General features: G+C 72.6%; 13 protein-coding genes and 1 tRNA gene. 4 read left to right on the forward strand and 10 right to left on the reverse strand.

Annotated features, from left to right (window positions below):
• The first annotated feature begins 41 nt into the window (after window positions 1–41).
• Window positions 42–126: transfer RNA gene (locus ACFQPP_RS10555), tRNA-Ser, on the forward strand.
• A gap of 56 nt (window positions 127–182) precedes the next feature.
• Here the strand turns inward: ACFQPP_RS10555 and ACFQPP_RS10560 are convergent.
• Entirely contained in the window at window positions 183–2012 is a 1830-nt protein-coding gene (locus ACFQPP_RS10560; RefSeq protein ID WP_376916549.1) for a helicase HerA-like domain-containing protein, read from the reverse strand.
• 395 nt (window positions 2013–2407) lie between these two features.
• Between ACFQPP_RS10560 and ACFQPP_RS10565 the strand changes: the two genes are divergently transcribed.
• Window positions 2408–4570, forward strand: coding sequence for a hypothetical protein (locus tag ACFQPP_RS10565; RefSeq protein WP_376916550.1), 2163 nt, complete (start codon window positions 2408–2410; stop codon window positions 4568–4570).
• Between the two features lie 57 nt (window positions 4571–4627).
• Here ACFQPP_RS10565 and ACFQPP_RS10570 read toward each other — a convergent pair whose 3' ends face one another.
• A complete protein-coding gene (locus tag ACFQPP_RS10570; RefSeq protein ID WP_376916551.1) occupies window positions 4628–5854 on the reverse strand; it encodes a multidrug effflux MFS transporter in 1227 nt (408 codons plus the stop codon).
• Window positions 5851–7029: an amidohydrolase gene (locus ACFQPP_RS10575; protein ID WP_376916552.1), complete on the reverse strand. Its 1179-nt coding sequence runs from the start codon at window positions 7027–7029 to the stop codon at window positions 5851–5853. The genes ACFQPP_RS10570 and ACFQPP_RS10575 overlap by 4 nt, the downstream gene beginning before the upstream one ends.
• A 180-nt stretch (window positions 7030–7209) precedes the next feature.
• Here ACFQPP_RS10575 and ACFQPP_RS10580 point away from each other — a divergent pair, with 180 nt between their 5' ends.
• Complete coding sequence (locus tag ACFQPP_RS10580; protein WP_376916553.1) at window positions 7210–8556, forward strand: MFS transporter; 1347 nt, start codon at window positions 7210–7212, stop codon at window positions 8554–8556.
• Window positions 8557–8688: 132 nt separating this feature from the next.
• Entirely contained in the window at window positions 8689–8940 is a 252-nt protein-coding gene (locus ACFQPP_RS10585) for a DUF559 domain-containing protein (protein ID WP_376916554.1), read from the forward strand.
• A 55-nt stretch (window positions 8941–8995) separates the two neighbouring features.
• Here ACFQPP_RS10585 and ACFQPP_RS10590 read toward each other — a convergent pair whose 3' ends face one another.
• The 7 genes from ACFQPP_RS10590 to ACFQPP_RS10620 all read right to left on the reverse strand — a co-directional run bounded on the left by ACFQPP_RS10590 (window position 8996) and on the right by ACFQPP_RS10620 (window position 18825).
• Entirely contained in the window at window positions 8996–10141 is a 1146-nt protein-coding gene (locus tag ACFQPP_RS10590) for a cystathionine gamma-synthase (RefSeq protein WP_376916555.1), read from the reverse strand.
• On the reverse strand, window positions 10138–11508 hold the full coding sequence (locus tag ACFQPP_RS10595) for a cystathionine beta-synthase (RefSeq protein WP_376916556.1): 1371 nt from the start codon (window positions 11506–11508) through the stop codon (window positions 10138–10140). Before ACFQPP_RS10595 ends, ACFQPP_RS10590 begins: the two co-directional genes overlap by 4 nt.
• 126 nt (window positions 11509–11634) lie before the next feature.
• Complete coding sequence (locus ACFQPP_RS10600) at window positions 11635–12732, reverse strand: substrate-binding domain-containing protein (protein WP_376916557.1); 1098 nt, start codon at window positions 12730–12732, stop codon at window positions 11635–11637.
• A gap of 26 nt (window positions 12733–12758) precedes the next feature.
• Window positions 12759–13979, reverse strand: coding sequence for a multiple monosaccharide ABC transporter permease (gene mmsB, locus ACFQPP_RS10605; protein WP_376916787.1), 1221 nt, complete (start codon window positions 13977–13979; stop codon window positions 12759–12761).
• A gap of 47 nt (window positions 13980–14026) precedes the next feature.
• Complete coding sequence (gene mmsA, locus ACFQPP_RS10610; protein WP_376916788.1) at window positions 14027–15544, reverse strand: multiple monosaccharide ABC transporter ATP-binding protein; 1518 nt, start codon at window positions 15542–15544, stop codon at window positions 14027–14029.
• 177 nt (window positions 15545–15721) lie between these two features.
• Entirely contained in the window at window positions 15722–16888 is a 1167-nt protein-coding gene (locus ACFQPP_RS10615) for an ROK family protein (RefSeq protein WP_376916558.1), read from the reverse strand.
• A gap of 71 nt (window positions 16889–16959) precedes the next feature.
• Window positions 16960–18825, reverse strand: coding sequence for an ABC transporter ATP-binding protein (locus ACFQPP_RS10620; RefSeq protein WP_376916789.1), 1866 nt, complete (start codon window positions 18823–18825; stop codon window positions 16960–16962).
• Window positions 18826–18911 lie beyond the last annotated feature (86 nt).

Here is an 18911-nt window from a genome sequence, read left to right on the forward strand (position 1 = left end):
GGCATCGGGCTAGACTTGCCGGGTTGGCCTCGCGGCCAGCTGGAGGATTCGCCTAGTGGCCTATGGCGCACGCTTGGAAAGCGTGTTGGGTGCAAGCCCTCGGGGGTTCGAATCCCCCATCCTCCGCAGCACGACGCGATGCGCGGCACCACACCGGTGCCGCGCATCGCTGCGTCCGGGCCTCAGCGCCTCCGGGTGCCGAGGATGCCGCGCACGATCTCGCGGATGACCGTCTGCCCCGTGCGCGAGCGGATGGCCTGCACGACCGGGTTGTCGCGCGCCGCACGCTCGGAGTCGCGGCGCCCGCGCGCCGCCTCCCGCTCGAGCCTGCGGGCCTCCGCCTCGCGCTCGCGAGCCTCCCTCGCCGCCGCTGCGTCGCGCTCCTTCGCCGCCTTCGTCGCCGCCGCCTCGGCGGCCGCGCGCTCGGCCTCGGCCTCCGCCGCCGCGAGCCGCGTCGCGAGGATCTCGTACGCCGACTCCCGGTCGACGGGGGTGCCGTAGCGCGCCTGCAGGGGCGACGCCGCGACGGCCGCCCGCATCTGCGCCTCGGGCATGGGATCCATCGACCCCTGCGGCGCCCGCAGCCGCGTCCACGCGACGGGCGTCGGCACGCCGTCCTCGTCCATGACGGTGACGATCGCCTCGCCCGTGCCGAGGCTCGTGAGCACCTGCTGCAGGTCGTACTCGCTCCTCGGGTACGTGCGGACTGTCGCGCGCAGCGCCTGCTCGGCGTCGGGCGTGTGCGCACGGAGCTGGTGCTGCACGCGCGAGCCGAGCTGCGCGAGCACGTCGGAGGGCACGTCCTTCGGCGTCTGCGTGACGAAGACGATGCCGACGCCCTTCGAGCGGATGAGGCGCACGGTCTGCGTCACGGCCGCGAGGAACGCCTTCGAGGCGTCGGCGAAGAGCAGGTGCGCCTCGTCGAAGAGGAAGACGAGCCGCGGCTGCTCGAGGTCGCCCACCTCCGGCAGCGTCTCGAAGAGCTCGGCGAGCAGCCATATGAGGAAGGTCGAGAACAGCTGCGGGCGATCGGCGACGCCGGGCACCTCGAGCAGGCTCACGAGGCCGCGGCCGTCGGCTGCGGTGCGCAGCAGCTCGGCGACGTCGATCTCGGGCTCGCCGAAGAACTGCTCGGCGCCCTGCTCGGCGAACGTCGTCAGCTCGCGCAGGATGACGCCGGCGGTCTGCGGCGAGATGCCGCCGAGCTCGCGCAGCTCGGCCCTGCCCTCGTCGCTCGTGAGCCACAGCAGCAGCTCGCGCAGGTCCTTGAGGTCGAGCAGCGGCAGCCCCTGCCTGTCGGCGTAGGCGAACAGGAGGCCGAGGCTCGACTCCTGCGTGGCGTTGAGGCCGAGCACCTTCGCGAGCATCGTGGGGCCGAATCCCGTGACCGTCGCGCGGATCGGCACGCCGATGCCCTCGCCGCCGAGCGAGTAGAGCTCGACGGGGGCCGCGAGCGGCTGCCACTCCTGGCCGATGCCCGCGGTGCGCTCGAGCAGCCTCGGGCTCGGTGCGCCCGGCACCGCGATGCCCGACAGGTCGCCCTTGACGTCGGCGGCGAAGACGGGCACGCCGGCGGCCGAGAGCTGCTCGACGAGCACCTGCAGCGTCCTCGTCTTGCCCGTGCCCGTGGCACCCGCGACGAGGCCGTGGCGATTCAGCATGCCGAGCGGGATGCGGATGGGCGTCGACGGGTCGGCAGCACCGTTCACGAGCACCCCGAGCTCGAGCGCCCTGCCCTCGAAGGCGTAGCCCGCGCGCACCGTGGCGACGGCCTCGGTCGAGAGCGGGCCCGAGGCGACGGCGGCGTCCTCGGCGGCTGGGGGCTCGGGTGCGGGGGCGGCCGGCGGGGCGGGCTCCTGCGCCGCGGGCGGGGCGGGCTCCTGCGCCGCGGGCGGCTCGGCGACCCGCGCGCTCGCCGCCTCCTCCATCGCTCGCAGCCGCTCCTCGGCATCCGCCTGCGCCCGCCTCGCGTCCTCGACCGCCTTGCGCGCAGCCGCCAGCTCGTCGCTCATGCCCCCATCCTGTCTCGCGCGTCGGCGACGCGCACCCCCGTCGTCGCGTGACGCGCAGCCCCGTCCGCGGGCGCTCGATTCGAACGCCGTCCGGGTTGTACCCCGCTGGTAGAGGATTTCAACGCTCGCCCGTCGAACGATCGGACGCCGGGCTATGCTGCCCGAAGTCGAAGAATCTTCGACGGGTGAGAGCCAGGAATGACGCGTCACCGACCCCCGGCGCGGCCGTTCAGGAGCTCGCCGAAGGAGCGCAGGTGACGGGAGCAGGCATGCGCACGGTGGACCCACTCGGACGCCATGACGATTGCACGCGGATCCTCGAGGCGGTCGACGCGGGCAGGCGCGTCGTGCTCGTCGGGCACCCGCTGCTCGGGTCCGAGGCCGTGCGTCGGCGCGTGACCCACTCCGTCCTCCGCACCCCGGGGGCCGGCTCGATCGCCTTCCTCCCCATGCGACCGGGAGGCCCGGACGGCGACACGCACGCCGTGCTCTCCGACGACGACTCGCTCGACACCCGCCGGCCCGTCGCGCTCGAGCAGGGCGACGCCTGCGGCGTCATGGTCGTGCGTCTCTCGCGCCTCACCCGCAGGCAGTTCGACCGCCTCGCCGACGACCGCCTCGCCCGTGCCGGCCTCCGCCCCGACTGGCTCGGCGCCATCGGCCGCAGCATCCTCCACGCGCAGTCGCGCGGCTACCCGCTGCTCGCCGCCACCCTGCTCGACGACCGTCTGCGTCCTGACCGACCGCGCCGCGCAGGATCCGCCGCCGCAGCGATCGTCCGCGCGCTCGAGCCCGAGCTGCGCTCCGCGGCCGAGGCCATCGCCGCCATCCCCGGCGTGCGCTCGAGCCGCGCCGTCGAGCACCTCGGCCAGGAGACCGTCGACGCGCTGCTGCACGTCGGCATCGTCGACGAGGTGGCGGGCGCGCTCGTCGTCCCCGGCATCCTTCGCACCCCGCTCACGCAGCGGCCGAGCGAGCGCAGCGCCATGATCCTCGCCGACATCGTGCACGGGTGGTCGCGGCGCGACGCCGGCACCGCCAGCGAGTACATCGCCGCGCACGCCGCCATCGAGCGCGGCATCGTCGAGACCACCGTCGCGACCCGTGCGCGCATCGCCGCCATCGCCGCATGCACCCTCGTGGGCCGCACGCTCGCGACGCGCGCCGCCGACGCCGCCGCCGTCGCCCTCGAGCTCGACTCCGACACCCTGCCGAGCATGATGGCCGCCATCGCCGCCGGCGAGACGGCCGTCGCCGCTCCCCTGCTGCGCGACGCCCACGCCGCCGGCTTCGACGACTTCGCATCGCGACTCGTCGGCTTCACGATCACCTCGTCGGTGCTCTCGCCCGAGGTCTCGGGCCACGAGCTCGCGCACCTGCTGCCGCCGCACGCCGAGTCCGGCGCGCGCCTGCGCCGCATCGGCGAGCTCGCCCGCGCGCAGGCCGCGGTCGAGAACGGCGACCACGCGACCGTCGCCGCCGCAGCGCAGGCCGCGCTCGTCGGCGGTGACCCGCTCGTGAGCGTGCGCGCCTACGGGCTGCTCGCGTGCGACGCCGGCTTCCGGGGCGACGCGGCAGGCGTGCTCGCCGCCGCCGACGGCGTGCACGGCGTCGTCGGACACGTGCAGGACTGGACGCGGACGATGCTCGCCTCCGCGGGCCGCGCCATCGCCGAGACCCGGATGGCCGCCCGCGCCATCGCCCTCCCACCGATACCGTTGCTCGACGCCGCCCTCGACCGCATCGTCGAGATCGCCGCCATCACCGACGACACCGCCGCCATCGCCTACGGCCTCGTCTCGCGCATCGCCGAGGAGGGTCTGCCCGAGCACGCGCAGATCGCCGAGGCCATGCTCCTCGAGCTGCCCGACGAAGGGCCACGCAAGACCGCCCTCGCCGCGATCGACGCGCTGCACCGCGGCCCCGAGGCCATGCACGATGCCACCGGCGCGACCCTGCTCGTCGTGTCGGGACACGTCGCCCAGATCGTCGCCGCCGCCGAGCACGTCTCCGACGAGGACGCACGCGCCGCGCTCGGACGCGTCGGCGCGCTCGCCGACGCGGGGGTGCCCGCGCACGTGCCGCTGCGCATCGCCGCCGCGGCGCTCCACGCACGCCTCGGCGACGCCGTCCCCGACCTCTCCGACATCGACGCCCGCATCCTCTCCCCCGTGCTCCGCGCGCTCCTCGCACTCGCGACCGCCGCTCGGCACCGCGACGCGGGCGTGCTCGCCGAGGCGGCAGCCGACGTCGTCTCGGCACGGCACGCAGCGCTCACGCGCCGCCTGCTCGACGCCGCCGCCGCGCTCGGCGCCGACGCCGCCGCCACGCGCCTGGCCGACGACCTCGAGGCGAGCCTCGTCGCCTCCCGCCGAGCGCTGCGCGGCAGCCGGTCGTGGATCGACCGCGACATCGCAGGCCTCGCGGGCGCAGGCCTCACCGACCTGCAGATCTCGCAGCTGCTCGACCTGCCGCTCGGCACCGTCCGCTCGCGCTCACGTGCCGTCATGGCCGACCTCGGCATCCCGAGCCGCGACAGGCTCGCCATCGACCGCTGAGCCTCGACGCGACGAAGGGCGCCCGCATCGTGCGGGCGCCCTTCGTCGCGTCGGACGTCAGTCGGCGAGCGCCGGCACCGATCGCGGGCGCACGAGCACCCAGAGCGCGACGATCGCCAGCAGGCCGCCGCCGAGCATCACCGACCCCATGGGCACCGCATCGCGCACCGCGAAGTTGCCCAGCACGCCGCCGACGACGCTCGCGAGCAGCATGTTCGACGCGCCGATCAGCGAGGCGGCCGTGCCGGCCTCGCTGCCGTGCTCGACGAGGGCGAGCACCTGCACGCACGGCATCGTGAGGCCGAACGACAGCGTGAACGCCGCCATCGCGGGGATGAAGCCCGCGAGGCCCGCGCCCGAGCGGTCGAGCAGCAGCATCGCGACCGCCGCCGCCGCCATGCCGGCCGTCGACCACGCCAGCACCCACTGCGGCCCGTAGCGCGTCGCGAGCCGCGACGACGTCTGCACGCCCACGAACACGCCCACGGAGCACAGGGCGAACACGGCGCCGAACTCGGTCGCGCTCAGGCCGTACACCTCCTGCAGGAGGAGCGGCGACGTCGACAGGTAGGAGAAGATGCCCGCGAACCCCGACGAGCCGATGAGCGCGACGCCCAGGAACCGTCGGTCGCCCAGCACGCGCCGGTAGCTCGAGAGGGTTCCGGCGCCCATGCCCAGCCTGCGCTCGGGCGGGAGCGTCTCGCGCAGCAGCGTGCCGACGAGCAGGATCACGACCGCGCCGTACACCGCGAGCACCCAGAAGATGCCCCGCCACTGCGTCACGCCCAGCAGCCACGACCCGATGACGGGGGCGAGGATGGGCGCGAGCCCCATGATGAGGGCGAGCCGCGACAGGTACCGCACGAGCGAGCGGCCCGAGAACAGGTCGCGCACCATCGCCATCGCCACGACGGCACCGCCTGCAGCACCGACGCCCTGCAGCACGCGCAGCACGGTGAGCGTCTCGATGTCGGGAGCGACGGCGATGCCGATCGACGTCAGCACGTGCAGCGTCGACGTCGCCACGAGCGGCCAGCGCCTGCCGAGCCGATCGCTCAGCGGGCCCAGCACGAGCTGGCCGAGCGCGAATCCGAGCGTCGTCGCGGCGAGCGTCAGCTGCACCTGCCCGTCGCTCGCGCCGATGTCGTCGGCGAGCACGGGGAAGGCCGGGAGGTAGAGGTCGATCGTGAAGGGGCCGAGGGCCGTGAGCAGGCCGAGCACGACGATGGTCGCGACGCGCCTGCGCCGCGTCAGCAGATCGCCGGGATGCGTGACCGCCGTCACGCGCGCGGCGCGATCGTCTCGACGCCCGCCTCGCGGCGGTACACCTCCGCGCCGTCGATGAGGACGAGCGACGGGCGAGCCATCGGGTCCATCCAGTCGCCATCCCACACCACGACGTCGGCACGCTTGCCGACCTCGAGCGAGCCCACCTCGTGGGCGACGCCCAGCGCCTTCGACGGGTTGATCGTGATGGCGCGCAGCGCCGTCTCGCGATCGAGGCCCTCGCGCACGGCGAGCGACGCCTGGTGCACCAGGAACGAGATCGGGATGACGGGGTGGTCGGTGATGATCGAGATCTCGACGCCGGCCTTCGCGAGCCTGCCGGGGTTCGCGATCGAGCGGCCGCGCAGCTCCATCTTCGACTTGGTGGTGAACAGCGGGCCGATGAGCACGGGGATGCCCTTCTCGGCCAGCAGGTCGGCGACGACGTGCGCCTCGGTGCCGTGGTCGATGACGAGGTCGTACCCGAACTCCTCGGCGATGCGCACGGCCGTGACGATGTCGTCGGCGCGGTGCGCGTGCTGGCGCCACGGGATCTCGCGGCGGAGCACCTTCGCGATCGCCTCGTGCGTGAGGTCGACGTCGGCGCGCGAGTCGGGATCGGCGTGCTTGCGCAGGTAGTTCTGCGCGGCGACGAACGCCTCGCGGATGACCTTGGCCGTGCCGAGGCGCGTCGACGGCGTCTGCTTGCGCTCGCCGTACACGCGCTTCGGGTTCTCGCCGAGCGCCGACTTGAGGCCGGCGGGCTCGCGCAGCACCATGCGGTCGACGATGCGGCCGTGCGTGTGCAGCGTCGTGGCGAGGCCGCCGATCGGGTTGCCGGAGCCCGGGTTCACGTTGACGGTCGTGACGCCACCGGCGAGCGCGACGTCGAAGCCCTCGTCGAACGGGTCGATCGCGTCGATCGTGCGCACGGCGGCCTGGTTGACGCCCGTCATCTCGTTCGTGTCGCTCGCCGCGCCGCCGTCGCCCTCGGGGTGCACGCCCAGGTGCACGTGCGCGTCGACGAGGCCGGGCGTGACCTGCGCGCCCGCCACGTCGATCGTCTCGGCGCCCTCGGGCACCGCGACGTCGGCGCCGAGCGCCTCGATGCGCCCGTCGCGGATCACGATCGTGCCGACGAACGGCTCGCCCTCCACCGGGATGACGTGGGCGTTGACGACGGCGCGCAGCATGCTCTCTCCAAGTTCGTGGCGGTGCATCCAGCCTACGACCGACCTCCGACGCCCCGCGCGGCCCTGCGCGTACCCCCCCCCCTCTCGTCGCCCCTGCGAGCCATCGCGCGCCGGTCTAGGGTGAAGCGACCCCAGCACCGAGCGCCGCCTCCCCGTCGGCGCCGACAGACAGGCATCCGCATGCCCGAGCACGCACCCGCATCCGCACCCGCCGCCACGCGCACCCGCTCCGAGCGCCTCGACCGGCTGCCGTTCACGCGTCGGCACTCGCGGCTCGTCGTCGGCTCGGGCATCGGCTGGGCGCTCGACGCGATGGACGTGGGGCTCATCTCGTTCGTCATGGCGGCGCTCGCCGTGCAGTGGGAGCTCGACCGGAGCACCCTCGGGTGGATCGGCTCCATCGGGTTCGTCGGCATGGCCATCGGTGCGACGCTCGGCGGGCTCCTCGCCGACCGCATCGGCCGCCGGCAGGTGTTCGCGGTCACGCTGCTCGTCTACGGCCTCGCGACCGGCGCCGCCGCGCTGTCGACGGGCGTCGCGATGCTCATCGCCCTCCGCTTCGTCATCGGCCTCGGCCTGGGCGCCGAGCTGCCCGTCGCCTCCACGCTCGTGTCCGAGTTCGCGCCGCGCCGCATCCGTGGGCGCGTCGTCGTGTGGCTCGAGTCGTTCTGGGCCGTCGGGTGGATCGCGGCCGCAGCGATCGGCACCTTCGTCATCCCGCTCTCCGACGACGGGTGGCGCTGGGCGCTCGCCGTCGGCATCGTGCCGACGCTCTACGCCGTCGTCGTGCGGATGGGCCTGCCGGAGTCCGTGCGCTTCCTCGAGTCGAAGGGTCGCGACGACGAGGCCGAGCGCATCGTGCGCGACTTCGAGGCGGCCGCCGGCGACGCGCGCGTCGAGCTGCCGCCCGCCGCGCAAGCGACGGGTGCCGAGGCCGACGCCGCGCAGTCGATCTGGAGCCCGGCGATGCGACGCCGCACGGCCGCGCTGTGGACGGTCTGGTTCTGCATCAACCTCTCCTACTACGGCGCGTTCATCTGGATCCCGTCGCTGCTCGTCGAGCAGGGCTTCGACCTCGTGAAGTCGTTCACGTTCACCCTCGTCATCACGCTCGCGCAGCTGCCCGGGTACGCGGTCGCCGCGTGGCTCGTCGAGGTGCTGGGCCGCCGGGTCACGCTCGCGCTCTTCCTCGCCGGATCCGCCGTCGCCGCCGTCGCGTACGGGCTCGCGACGGCCGACTGGCAGATCATCGCCGCCGGCTGCGCGCTCTCGTTCTGCAACCTGGGCGCCTGGGGCGCGCTGTACGCCATCGGCCCGGAGCTGTACCCGACGTCGGTGCGCGGCACGGGCACGGGCGCGGCGGCGGGCTTCGGCCGCATCGCGTCGATCGTGGCGCCGCTCATCGTGCCGCCGCTCGTGCTCCTGGGTGGCACGCCCCTCCTCTTCGCCGTCTTCGCCGCGGCGTTCGCGCTGGCGGCGGGCGCGGCCTTCCTCCTCCCCGAGCAGCGCAACCGCCCCCTCGCCTGACCTGTCGAGGTTCTCGGCCGCCTGTGAGGTGGAGAGCGGCCGAGAACCTGAAGCACCTGATCCCTCACATGGACGCCGAATCGGCTCGCGATCCTCGAGCACGGCTTCGCCGAGCCCGAGATCGACGCGGACGTGCACCACGAGGGCCGGTTCGTCGTGCGGCCGGACCTGCTCTACCGCGCCGAGCGCGTCGCCATCGAGCACGACGGCGATGGTCACCGAACGGGCCGCGGACAGTGGCAGGTCGACGTGGCGCGCGACGAGCGGCTGCGATCGCTCGGCTGGGAGGTCCTCCACGTCACGCAGACGACGCTCGAGGAGCCCGCCGCCTTCCTCCACCGCCTCGAGCACGCTCTCCAGTGCCCGAGCCCACGATCCCTGTGAGGTTCTCGGCCGCTTCTCGCCTCAGAAGCGGCCGAGAACCTGACGAAGCGGGGGGTCAGGAGGACGGGAGGGCGTGCTGGATGTCGGCGACGAGGTCGGCCGCGTCCTCGATGCCGACCGAGAGGCGCACGAGGTTCGTCGGCACCGCCAGCTCGGTGCCCTGCACCGACGCGTGCGTCATGTCGGACGGGTAGCAGATGAGGCTCTCGACGCCACCGAGCGACTCCGCGAGCTGGAAGAGCTCGGTGCGCTCGGTCACGGCACGCGCCGCCTCCGCGCCACCGCGCAGCTGCAGCGACACCATGCCGCCGAACCCCGACATCTGCCGCGCCGCGATCTCGTGCCCGGGATGCGTCGACAGGCCCGGGTAGTGCACCGCCTCGAGGGCGGGGTGCCCCACGAGCGCCTCGGCGACGGCCTGCGCGTTCGTCGAGTGCCGCTCCATGCGCACGCTCAGCGTCTTCAGCGAGCGCGTCGTCAGCCACGCGTCGAAGGGCGAGTTGATGGCGCCCACCGCGAACTGCACGAAGTGCACCCGCTCGGCGAGGTCGGGATCCGCCGTCACGACGGCACCGCCGACGAGGTCGGAGTGCCCGCCGACGTACTTCGTCGTCGAGTGCACGACGACGTCGGCCCCGAGGGCGAGCGGCTGCTGCAGGAACGGCGACGCGAACGTGTTGTCGGCGACGACGATCGCACCGGCGGCGTGCCCGAGCTCGGCGAGCGCCGCGAGGTCGGTGATCTTCATCAGCGGGTTCGAGGGCGTCTCGACCCACAGCACCTTCGTCGTCGGCCGGATGGCGGCGCGCACGGCGTCGAGGTCGGCGAAGTCGGTCGTCGACAGCTCGACGCCCCACGGCACCCACATGCGGTCGACGAGGCGGTGCGTGCCGCCGTACACGTCGTTCGCCATGAGGACGTGGTCGCCGGGGCGCAGGATGGCGCGCAGCAGCGAGTCCTCGGCGGCGAGGCCCGAGCCGAACGCGTAGGCGTGCGTGCCGCCCTCGAGCGACGCGAGCTGCTCCTGCAGCTGGTCGCGCGAGGGGTTGCCGCCGCGCGCGTACTCGTAGCCGTCGCGGAAGTCGCCGACGCTGCGCTGCACGAAGGTGGAGGTGAGGAAGACGGGCGGCACGACCGCGCCCGTGCGGGGGTCGAACGGCTGGCCGTCGTGGATGGCCCTGGTGGAGAAGCCGGACATCATGCCTCCTTCGCGAGGTACGTGAGCAGGTCGGCGCGCGTGACGACGCCGATGGGCCTCGCCTCGTCGAGCACGAGGATGGCGTCGGCACCGCCGAGCGCGTCGCGCAGGTCGTCGGCGCTCTCGCCGACGCCGATGCGCGGCAGCTGCGGCCCGAGGTGGTCGCCGACGGGATCGCCCAGACGCGCCCCGCCCGTGAACACCGCGTCGAGCAGGTGGCGCTCGTCGACCGAGCCCGCGACCTCGCCGAGCACGACGGGAGGCTCGGCGCGCAGCACGGGGAGCTGGCTCACGCCGAACTCGCGCATGATCTCGATGGCGTCGTGCACGGTGTCGGTGGGATGCGCGTGGACGAGCGCGGGGGCGTCGCCGCCCTTCGCGGCGAGCACGTGGCGCACCGTCGTGCCCTCGGCGGCGTCGGCGAACCCGTGGGCCCGCATCCAGGCATCCGAGTACACCTTCTGCAGGTACCCGCGGCCGGAGTCGGGCAGGACGACGACGACGACGGCGTCGGCGGGCAGCTCGGCGGCCACCTGCAGCGCCACGACGACGGCCAGGCCGCTCGAGCCGCCGACGAGGAGGCCCTCCTCGCGGGCGAGGCGACGCGTCATCGCGAAGGAGGCGGCGTCGTCGACGGCGACGACCTCGTCGATCACGGATGCGTCGTAGTTGCCGGGCATCATGTCCTCGCCGACGCCCTCGACGAGGTAGGGGCGGCCGGTGCCGCCGGAGTAGATCGAGCCGAGCGGGTCGGCGCCGACGACGCGGACCGCGCCGTCGGAGACCCGCTTGAGGTACCGCCCGGTGCCCGTGATCGTGCCGCCCGTGCCCGCGGATGCGACGAGGTGCGTCACGCGGCCGTCGGTGTCGCGCCAGATCTCGGGACCCGTCGTCGCCTCGTGCGCCGCGGGTGCGGCGGGGTTGAAGAACTGGTTGGGCTGGAAGGCGCCCTCGATCTCGTCGGTGAGGCGGTTCGCGACGCCGTAGTACGACTCGGGGCTGTCGGGTGCGACGGCCGTGGGGGTGACGACGACCTCGGCCCCGTAGGCGCGCAGCGTCGCGCGCTTGTCCTCGGCGACCTTGTCGGGGCAGACGAAGACGCAGCGGTAGCCGCGCTGCTGCGCGACGAGCGCGAGGCCGACGCCCGTGTTGCCGCTCGTCGGCTCGACGATGGTGCCGCCGGGGCGCAGCACGCCGCGGCGCTCGGCGTCGTCGATCATCGACTGCGCGATGCGGTCCTTCACGGAGCCGCCCGGGTTCAGGAACTCGACCTTGGCGAGCACCGTCGCGGCGATGCCGTCGGTGACGTGGTTCAGCCGCACGAGCGGCGTGTCCCCGATGGTGTCGAGGATGGTGTTCGCGAAGCGCATCGCTCCCCTTCCGTGGCCGCACCACGCTATCGCGGTGCGGCGGCGCATGACGCGCGCGCTGCCGCGCATGACGACGGCGGGCGACCCCCTCGAGAGGGAGCCGCCCGCCGGCGTGCGATGGATGGACTACGGCTGCGTGAGCGGCTCGAGGTCCGGGTTGTCGGCGTACGCCTCGGCGGCGTTCTCCTGCGTCACGATGACGGGCTCGAGCAGGTTCGCGGGAACCTCCACGGCGCCGTTGTCGGACTCGCCGGTCGTGGTGACCTCCTCGCCAGCCTGCAGCTGCGAGACCATGTCGATGGTCGCGGCCACGAGCGCGCGGGTGTCCTTGTAGATCGTCGAGTACTGCTCGCCTGCGACGATCGACTCGACCGAGGCGACCTCGGAGTCCTGGCCGGTGACGACCGGGACGGGGAAGCCGGCACCCGTGGCCGACGCGATGATCGCGCGGGCCAGGTTGTCGTTCGGCGAGAGCACGCCGTGCAGCTCGACGCCCTGGTAGGACGACGTGATGATGGTGTCCATGCGGTTCTGGGCGTTCTCAGCCGCCCAGTCCTCGGTCGCCGTCTGCTGCACGGTGGTCTGGCCCGACACGACGTTGAGCGTGCCGTCGTCGATCGCCGGCTGCAGGACGCTCATCGCACCGTCGAAGAAGACGGCCGAGTTCGAGTCGTCCGACGAGCCCGAGAAGAGCTCGACGTTCCACGGCGACTCACCGGGGAAGCGCTCCTCGAGGCCTGCGAGCAGCGACTCCGCCTGCAGCTCGCCGACGTGGAAGTTGTCGAACGCGACGTAGTAGTCGACGAGGTCCGAGTTCTGGATGAGGCGGTCGTAGGCGATGACCGTGATGTCGGCTGCGTCTGCGGCCTCGAGCTGCGTGGCGAGCTGGTTCGTGTCGGCGGCGCCGATCACGATGACCTCGACGCCCGCGTCGATCATCTGCTGGACCTGCTGCTGCTGGTCGCCCACGGCGTTCGACGAGCCGGCGTACTGCACGTCGCCCGCGAAGCCGGCCTCCTCGAGGCCGTTCTCGAACAGGTCGCCCGCGAGCACCCAGTTCTCCGAGGTGCGGTCGGGCAGGGCGACGCCGATGGAGGCGTCGGCTGCGAAGCCGGCGGCGTCGTCGCCGCCGCCCTCCGCACCGGGCTCGGTGCGGCCGCAGCCGGTGAGCGCGACGCTGACGGCGGCGATGCCGGCCAGGGCCACGAGGGCGGACTTCTTCATGGGGTTCTCCTTGGGTGGGTGGTGCGTCAGGAAAGGTCGGAGGTGCGGTCGCGGCGGAGGCCGCGGAGCATGAGGCCGATGAACGAGAAGCGGCCCTGCTGCTTGTTGATGACGTCGATGGCGACGGCGATGAGGAGGACGAGGCCCTTGATGACCGGGATCCAGTCGGAGCCGACGCCGATGGCGAAGAGGCCGTTCGTGAGGACCGCCATGACGAGGCCACCGATGATGGAGCCTGCGACGGTGCCGATGCCGCCCGCGACGGCGGCGCCGCCGATGAAGACGGCCGCGATGGCGTCGAGCTCCCAGCCGCCGCCGTCTGCGGGGCCGGAGGCCTGGGCGCGGGCGATCCACAGCATGCCCGCCACGGAGGCGAGCACCGACATGTTCGCCATCACGAAGAAGTCGACCCAGCGCGAGCGGACGCCCGAGAGCTCGGCGGCGCGACGGTTGCCGCCGACGGCGTAGACGTGACGGCCGAGCGACGTGTTGCGCGTGACGAAGGCGTACGCGAGGGCGATGAGCACGAAGAGGATGCCGGCGTTCGGGAAGCTCGTGCCCTCGCGGCCGCTCGCGAACAGGAGCGCGGCGACGACGATGACGACGGCGACGAGCGCGAGGCGCGTGATGGCCACCCACATGGGCGGCACCGCCGCACCGAGGCGGATGCGCTTGGCGCGGCCGCGCAGCTCGAGCACCACGACCGCGACGACCGCGAGCGCGCCGAGCAGGAGCGTCATGTTGTTGTAGCCCGTGTACGGCCCGACCTCGGGGAGGTAGCCGGCGAGCAGGTTCACGAAGTCGCGCTCGACGGGGATGCCGCGCGACTGGCCGACGATCTGGTTGAGGCCGCGGAACATGAGCATGCCCGCGAGGGTCACGATGAAGGCGGGGACGCCGATGAACGCGACCCAGAAGCCCTGCCAGGCGCCGACGAGCACGCCGAGGCCGAGGCCGATGAGGATCGTGAGGTACCAGGGCAGGCCCCAGTCGTTCATCGCGATGGCGACGACGACGCCGACGAACGCGGCGACCGATCCGACCGAGAGGTCGATGTGCCCGGCGATGATCACCATCACCATGCCGACGGCGAGGATCAGGATGTACGACTGCGACTGGATGATGTTGATGAGGTTGTTCGACGAGAGCGTCGTCCCCTCCGTCGCGATCTGGAAGGCGATCACGATCACCACGAGGGCGCCGAGGATGCCGAACTCCTTCAGCGAGCCGCGCTTGCCCAGGAGCATGCTGAGGTCGCCGAGGCGGAATCGGCCGGTCTGCTGCGTCGCGTCACTCACGCGTCTTCACCCTTCGTCGGCGCCATCCGGCGCATGAGCGTCTCCTGGTCGGCGTCCGCGGCGCGGATCTCGCCCGTGATGCGTCCCTCGAAGATCGTGTAGATGCGATCGGCGAGCCCGAGCAGCTCTGGCAGCTCGCTCGAGATGAGGATGACGCCCTTGCCGGCGTCGGCGAGCTCGCGCACGATCTGGTAGATCTCGGTCTTCGCGCCCACGTCGATGCCGCGCGTGGGCTCGTCGAGGATCAGCAGGTCGGGGTCGGTGAACATCCACTTCGCCAGCACGACCTTCTGCTGGTTGCCGCCCGAGAGCGTGTCGACGCCCATCTCGACCGTGGGCGCCTTGATGCGCAGCTGCTGGCGGTAGCCCTCGGCGACCGTGGTCTCCTCGAGGTTGTCGACGACGCCGCCGCGCGAGATCTTGCCGAGCTTGGCGGAGACGATCGAGCGCTTGATGGTGTCGAGCAGGTTCAGCCCGAGCGCCTTGCGGTCCTCGCTGACGTAGGCGATGCCGTGGGCGATGGCCTCGGAGACGGAGCGCACCTGGATCTCGCGGCCGTCCTTCAGCACGGTGCCGCCGAGCCACGTGCCGTACTGGCGGCCGAAGAGGCTCATGGCGAGCTCGGTGCGGCCAGCGCCCATGAGGCCCGCGAACCCGACGACCTCGCCGCGGCGCACCGTGAAGGACGACTGCTTCGCGACGAGGCGCTCGGCGGTGAGCGGGTGCTGCACCGTCCAGTCGCGCACCTCGAAGAAGACCTCGCCCGCGTGGCCGGCGCGGTCGGGGAAGCGGTTGCCGAGCGTGCGCCCGACCATGCCGCGGATGATGCGGTCCTCGTCGACCGCGCCGTCGCGGATGTCGAGGGTCTCGATGGCCTTGCCGTCGCGGATGATCGTGATGGCGTCGGAGACGGCCTCGATCTCGTTGAGCTTGTGGCTGATCATGATCGACGTGACGCCCTTGGAGCGCAGACCGACGAGCAGGTCGAGGAGGTGCTGCGAGTCGCCCTCGTTGAGGGCGGCGGTCGGCTCGTCGAGGATGAGGAGTCGCACGTCCTTCTCGAGGGCCTTCGCGATCTCGACGAGCTGCTGCTTGCCGACGCCGATGTTCTTCACCTGGGTGTCGGGGTCCTCGTCGAGGCCGACGCGGGCGAGCAGCTCGCGGGAGCGGGAGCGCACGGTGTCCCAGTCGATGCCGATGACGCCGCGGGGCTCGTTGCCGAGGAAGATGTTCTCGGCGATCGACAGCTCGGGGATGAGCGCGAGCTCCTGGTGGATGATGACGATGCCCGCGCGCTCGGAGTCGTTGATGCGGCCGAAGGCCACCGGCTCGCCCTGGTAGACGATCTCGCCGTCGAAGGAGCCGTGCGGGTACACGCCCGAGAGCACCTTCATGAGCGTCGACTTGCCTGCGCCGTTCTCGCCGCAGATCGCGTGGATCGTGCCCTTGGCGACCTCGAGGCTCACATCGTCGAGCGCCCGGACGCCCGGGAACTCCTTCGTGATGTGGCGCATCGACAGGATGGTCGGCCTCGCCTGCTCCACGCTCGCTCCCTCGCTGGTCCAGCACCCGCGGCGGACCGTCGCTCACGATACGAGCGGCGCCGCCTTGTCGTCAAGTCGTGAACGCAGTGGCGGCCAAAGTCGTCGCTGCCTGAACGCAACGATGTGGTAACGACGCCCGCGATCGACTCAGCCGAGGGCAGGGATGCGTGCCCCGTCGCGCGCGAGCGCGAGCGCGCCGAGCACCTCGGCGCGCACGCCGAGCGACGACGGGACGACGTCGGTCGACTCCGAGAGCGCATGGATCGCGAAGCGCCTGAAGCCGTCTCGGATGGGCTCGAGCAGCAGGTCGCCCACGGCGACGAGCGGCCCGCCGACCACGACGACGGCCGGCGCGAGCAGGTTGGCGGCGTTGGCCGTCGCCCGCCCGATCGCGGCGCCGGCATCCTCGAGCACGCGCCGCGTCACGGGGTCGCCCGCGAGCGCCGCCTCCACGATGTCGGCCGTCGCGATGGGCCTGCGCAGCGCCGCCGAGAGCTCCTGCGTCATGATGCGGACCGACGCGAGCGTCTCGAGGCATCCGCGGTTGCCGCACACGCAGAGCGGGCCCTGCGGATCCACCTGCACGTGCCCGAGCTCGCCCGCGATGCCGATGGCGCCGCGGTGCAGCCTGCCGCCGAGCACGAGTCCCGTGCCGATGCCGGTGCCGACCTTCACGAACATGAGGTCGTCGACGCCTCGGTACGCACCGGACGTGCGCTCGGCAATGGCGCCGAGATCCGCGTCGTTCGCGACCTCGGCGGGCATGCCGAACGCCTCGGCGATGCGGTCCTGCGAGACCCCGACCCACTCGGGCAGGATCGTGTGGCCTGCGATGGTGCCCGTGCGCAGGTCGATGGGGCCGGGCACGCCGACGCACATCCCCGCGACGCGGTCGGGCTGCACGCCCGCCTCGTCGAGCAGCTCGTGCAGTCGCGTCGAGGCGATGGCGAGCGACTCGGAGGCGTGATGCCCGGCGGGCAGCGCCACGGCGTCCTCGGCGACGGCCTGCAGGTCGGTGCCGGAGATCGCGATGCGGACGTGGCGGCGGCCGAAGTCGACGCCGACGACGGTCGGCCCGTCGGAGGCCTCGAGGGTCACGAGCGTCGCCCGCCTGCCCGCGTGGACGGTCGGCGACGTCGAGACGGCGCCGCGCAGGCGCAGGTCGCGGACGATGTTCGAGACCGTCGCGTTCGCGAGGCCCGTGCGCTCGGCGAGCTCGGACTGCGTCGCGGGCCCGTCGCGCAGGACGCCGGCGACGCGGGCCTCGTTCGCGGCTCGGAGCGCCCCCTGGGAGCCGGGGCGTCGCCTCGTCATGACTCGATGGTGTCGAGCAGGCGTCTTGTTGTCAAGAAGTGAACGGAAGGAGCAGTGCTCGCGTTCGGAGATCAGGCCCTCGCGCGCTGCTCGGAGTGCAGTGCCGCGTAGGCGCCGCCGGCCTCGAGCAGCTCGTCGTGCGTGCCGCGCTCGACGATGCGACCGTGGTCGAGCACGATGATGACGTCGGCGTCGCGGATGGTCGAGAGCCGGTGCGCGATCGCCACCACGGTGCGACCCCGAGATGCGGCGTCGAGCGCCTGCTGCACGATGCGCTCCGACACGGTGTCGAGCGCGCTCGTCGCCTCGTCGAGGATGAGCACCGCGGGATCCTTCAGCAGCACGCGCGCGATGGCGATGCGCTGCTGCTCGCCACCCGAGAGCCGATAGCCGCGCTCTCCGACCACCGTGTCGAACCCCAGCGGGAACGAGCGGATGGTCTCGAGGATGTTCGCGCCGCGCGCCGCCTCGACGAGCTCGTCGTCGGTCGCGGCCGGCTTCGCGTAGCGCAGGTTCTCGGCGATCGTCGCGTGGAAGAGGTACGCGTCCTGGCTCACGATGCCGATGGCGTCGGTGAGCGACGACTGGTCGAGGTCGCGCACGTCGACCCCGGCGAAGCGCACGACGCCGCCCGTCGCCTCGTAGAGCCGCGGCACGAGGTACCCGATCGTCGTCTTGCCCGCGCCCGAGGCGCCCACGAAGGCGGCGAAGGTGCCGGGCTCGACCTCGAAGGAGACGTGGTCGAGCGTGGGCGGCTCGGACTCCTGCGCATCCGGGTAGCGGAACACGACGTCCTCGAACGCGATGGCGCCGAGCCGGTCGGCGGGCACGGGCAGCGCGTCCGGGCGATCGACGATCTGCGGGCGCAGGTCGAGGTACTCGAAGATGCGGGCGAAGAGCGCACCCGAGGTCTGCAGGTCGAGCGCGACCCGCAGCAGCCCCATGAGCGGCATGAGGAGGCGTGCCTGCACGGTCGTGAACGCCACGAGCGTGCCGGCCGTCACGTCCTGCGTGCCACCCGTGATGAGGAGGGCGGCGATGACGTACACGACGGCGGGCAGCACCGAGATGAAGATCGACACCACGGCGAAGAAGGTCTGGCCCGTCATCTGCTGCCGCACCTGCAGGTCGATCTGCCGACCGTTCTCGTCGGCGTAGCGCCGCGACTCGTCGGCCTGCCGCCCGAACGCCTTCGCGAGCAGGATGCCGGACACCGACAGCGACTCCTGCGTGATCGCCGTCATCTCCGACAGCGACTCCTGCGTCTTCGTGGCGATGCGCGCGCGGATCTGCCCGACGCGCCGCTGCGCGATGACGAGGATGGGGGTGAGCAGCACCGCGACGATCGTGAGCTGCCACGACAGGATGAGCATCGTCACGAGGCTCGAGATCACGGTGACGGTGTTGCCGACGACCGACGACACCGTGTTCGACAGCACGTTGGCGACGCCGCCGACGTCGTTCTGCAGTCGCGACTGGATGACGCCGGTCTTCGTGCGGGTGAAGAACGCGAGCTCCATGCGCTGCAGGTGGTCGAACAGCCGCGTGCGCAGCGCGCCCATGACGCGGTTGCCGACGCGCGCCGTCACGTACGTCTGCCAGATGCCCAGCAGGCTCGAGCTCACCCACAGCGCCACCATGATGCTCACGAGCATCCACAGCAGCTCCATGTCGACGCCGCCGGACTCGGGGAAGAGCGCCTGGTCGAACACGCGCTGCGTCAGCAGCGGCGGGAAGACGCCGATCGCGGCGACGAGCAGCACGAGCACGATCGTGAGCGCGATGGCCGCCCGGTGCGGCCGGAAGAGCTCGGCGATGCGGCCGAGGAGGTTCGGGATGCGCGGTGCGTCGGCGTTCGCCGCGCGCTGTGCCGCCTCGTCGCGGCCCGCGACGCGCATCCCGCCGCGGGGTCCGCCGCCGCCCATCCCCATGCCCATGCTCACGCTGCTCACGCTACGCCCGCGCACGGGCGGCGGCGTCCACGCTCGCGAGCGGCGAACGGCGGGTTCGAGGCGCCCGGCGA

Source organism: Agrococcus sp. GCM10030265, from assembly GCF_042666675.1.
In the GTDB taxonomy this organism is placed as follows: domain Bacteria; phylum Actinomycetota; class Actinomycetes; order Actinomycetales; family Microbacteriaceae; genus Agrococcus.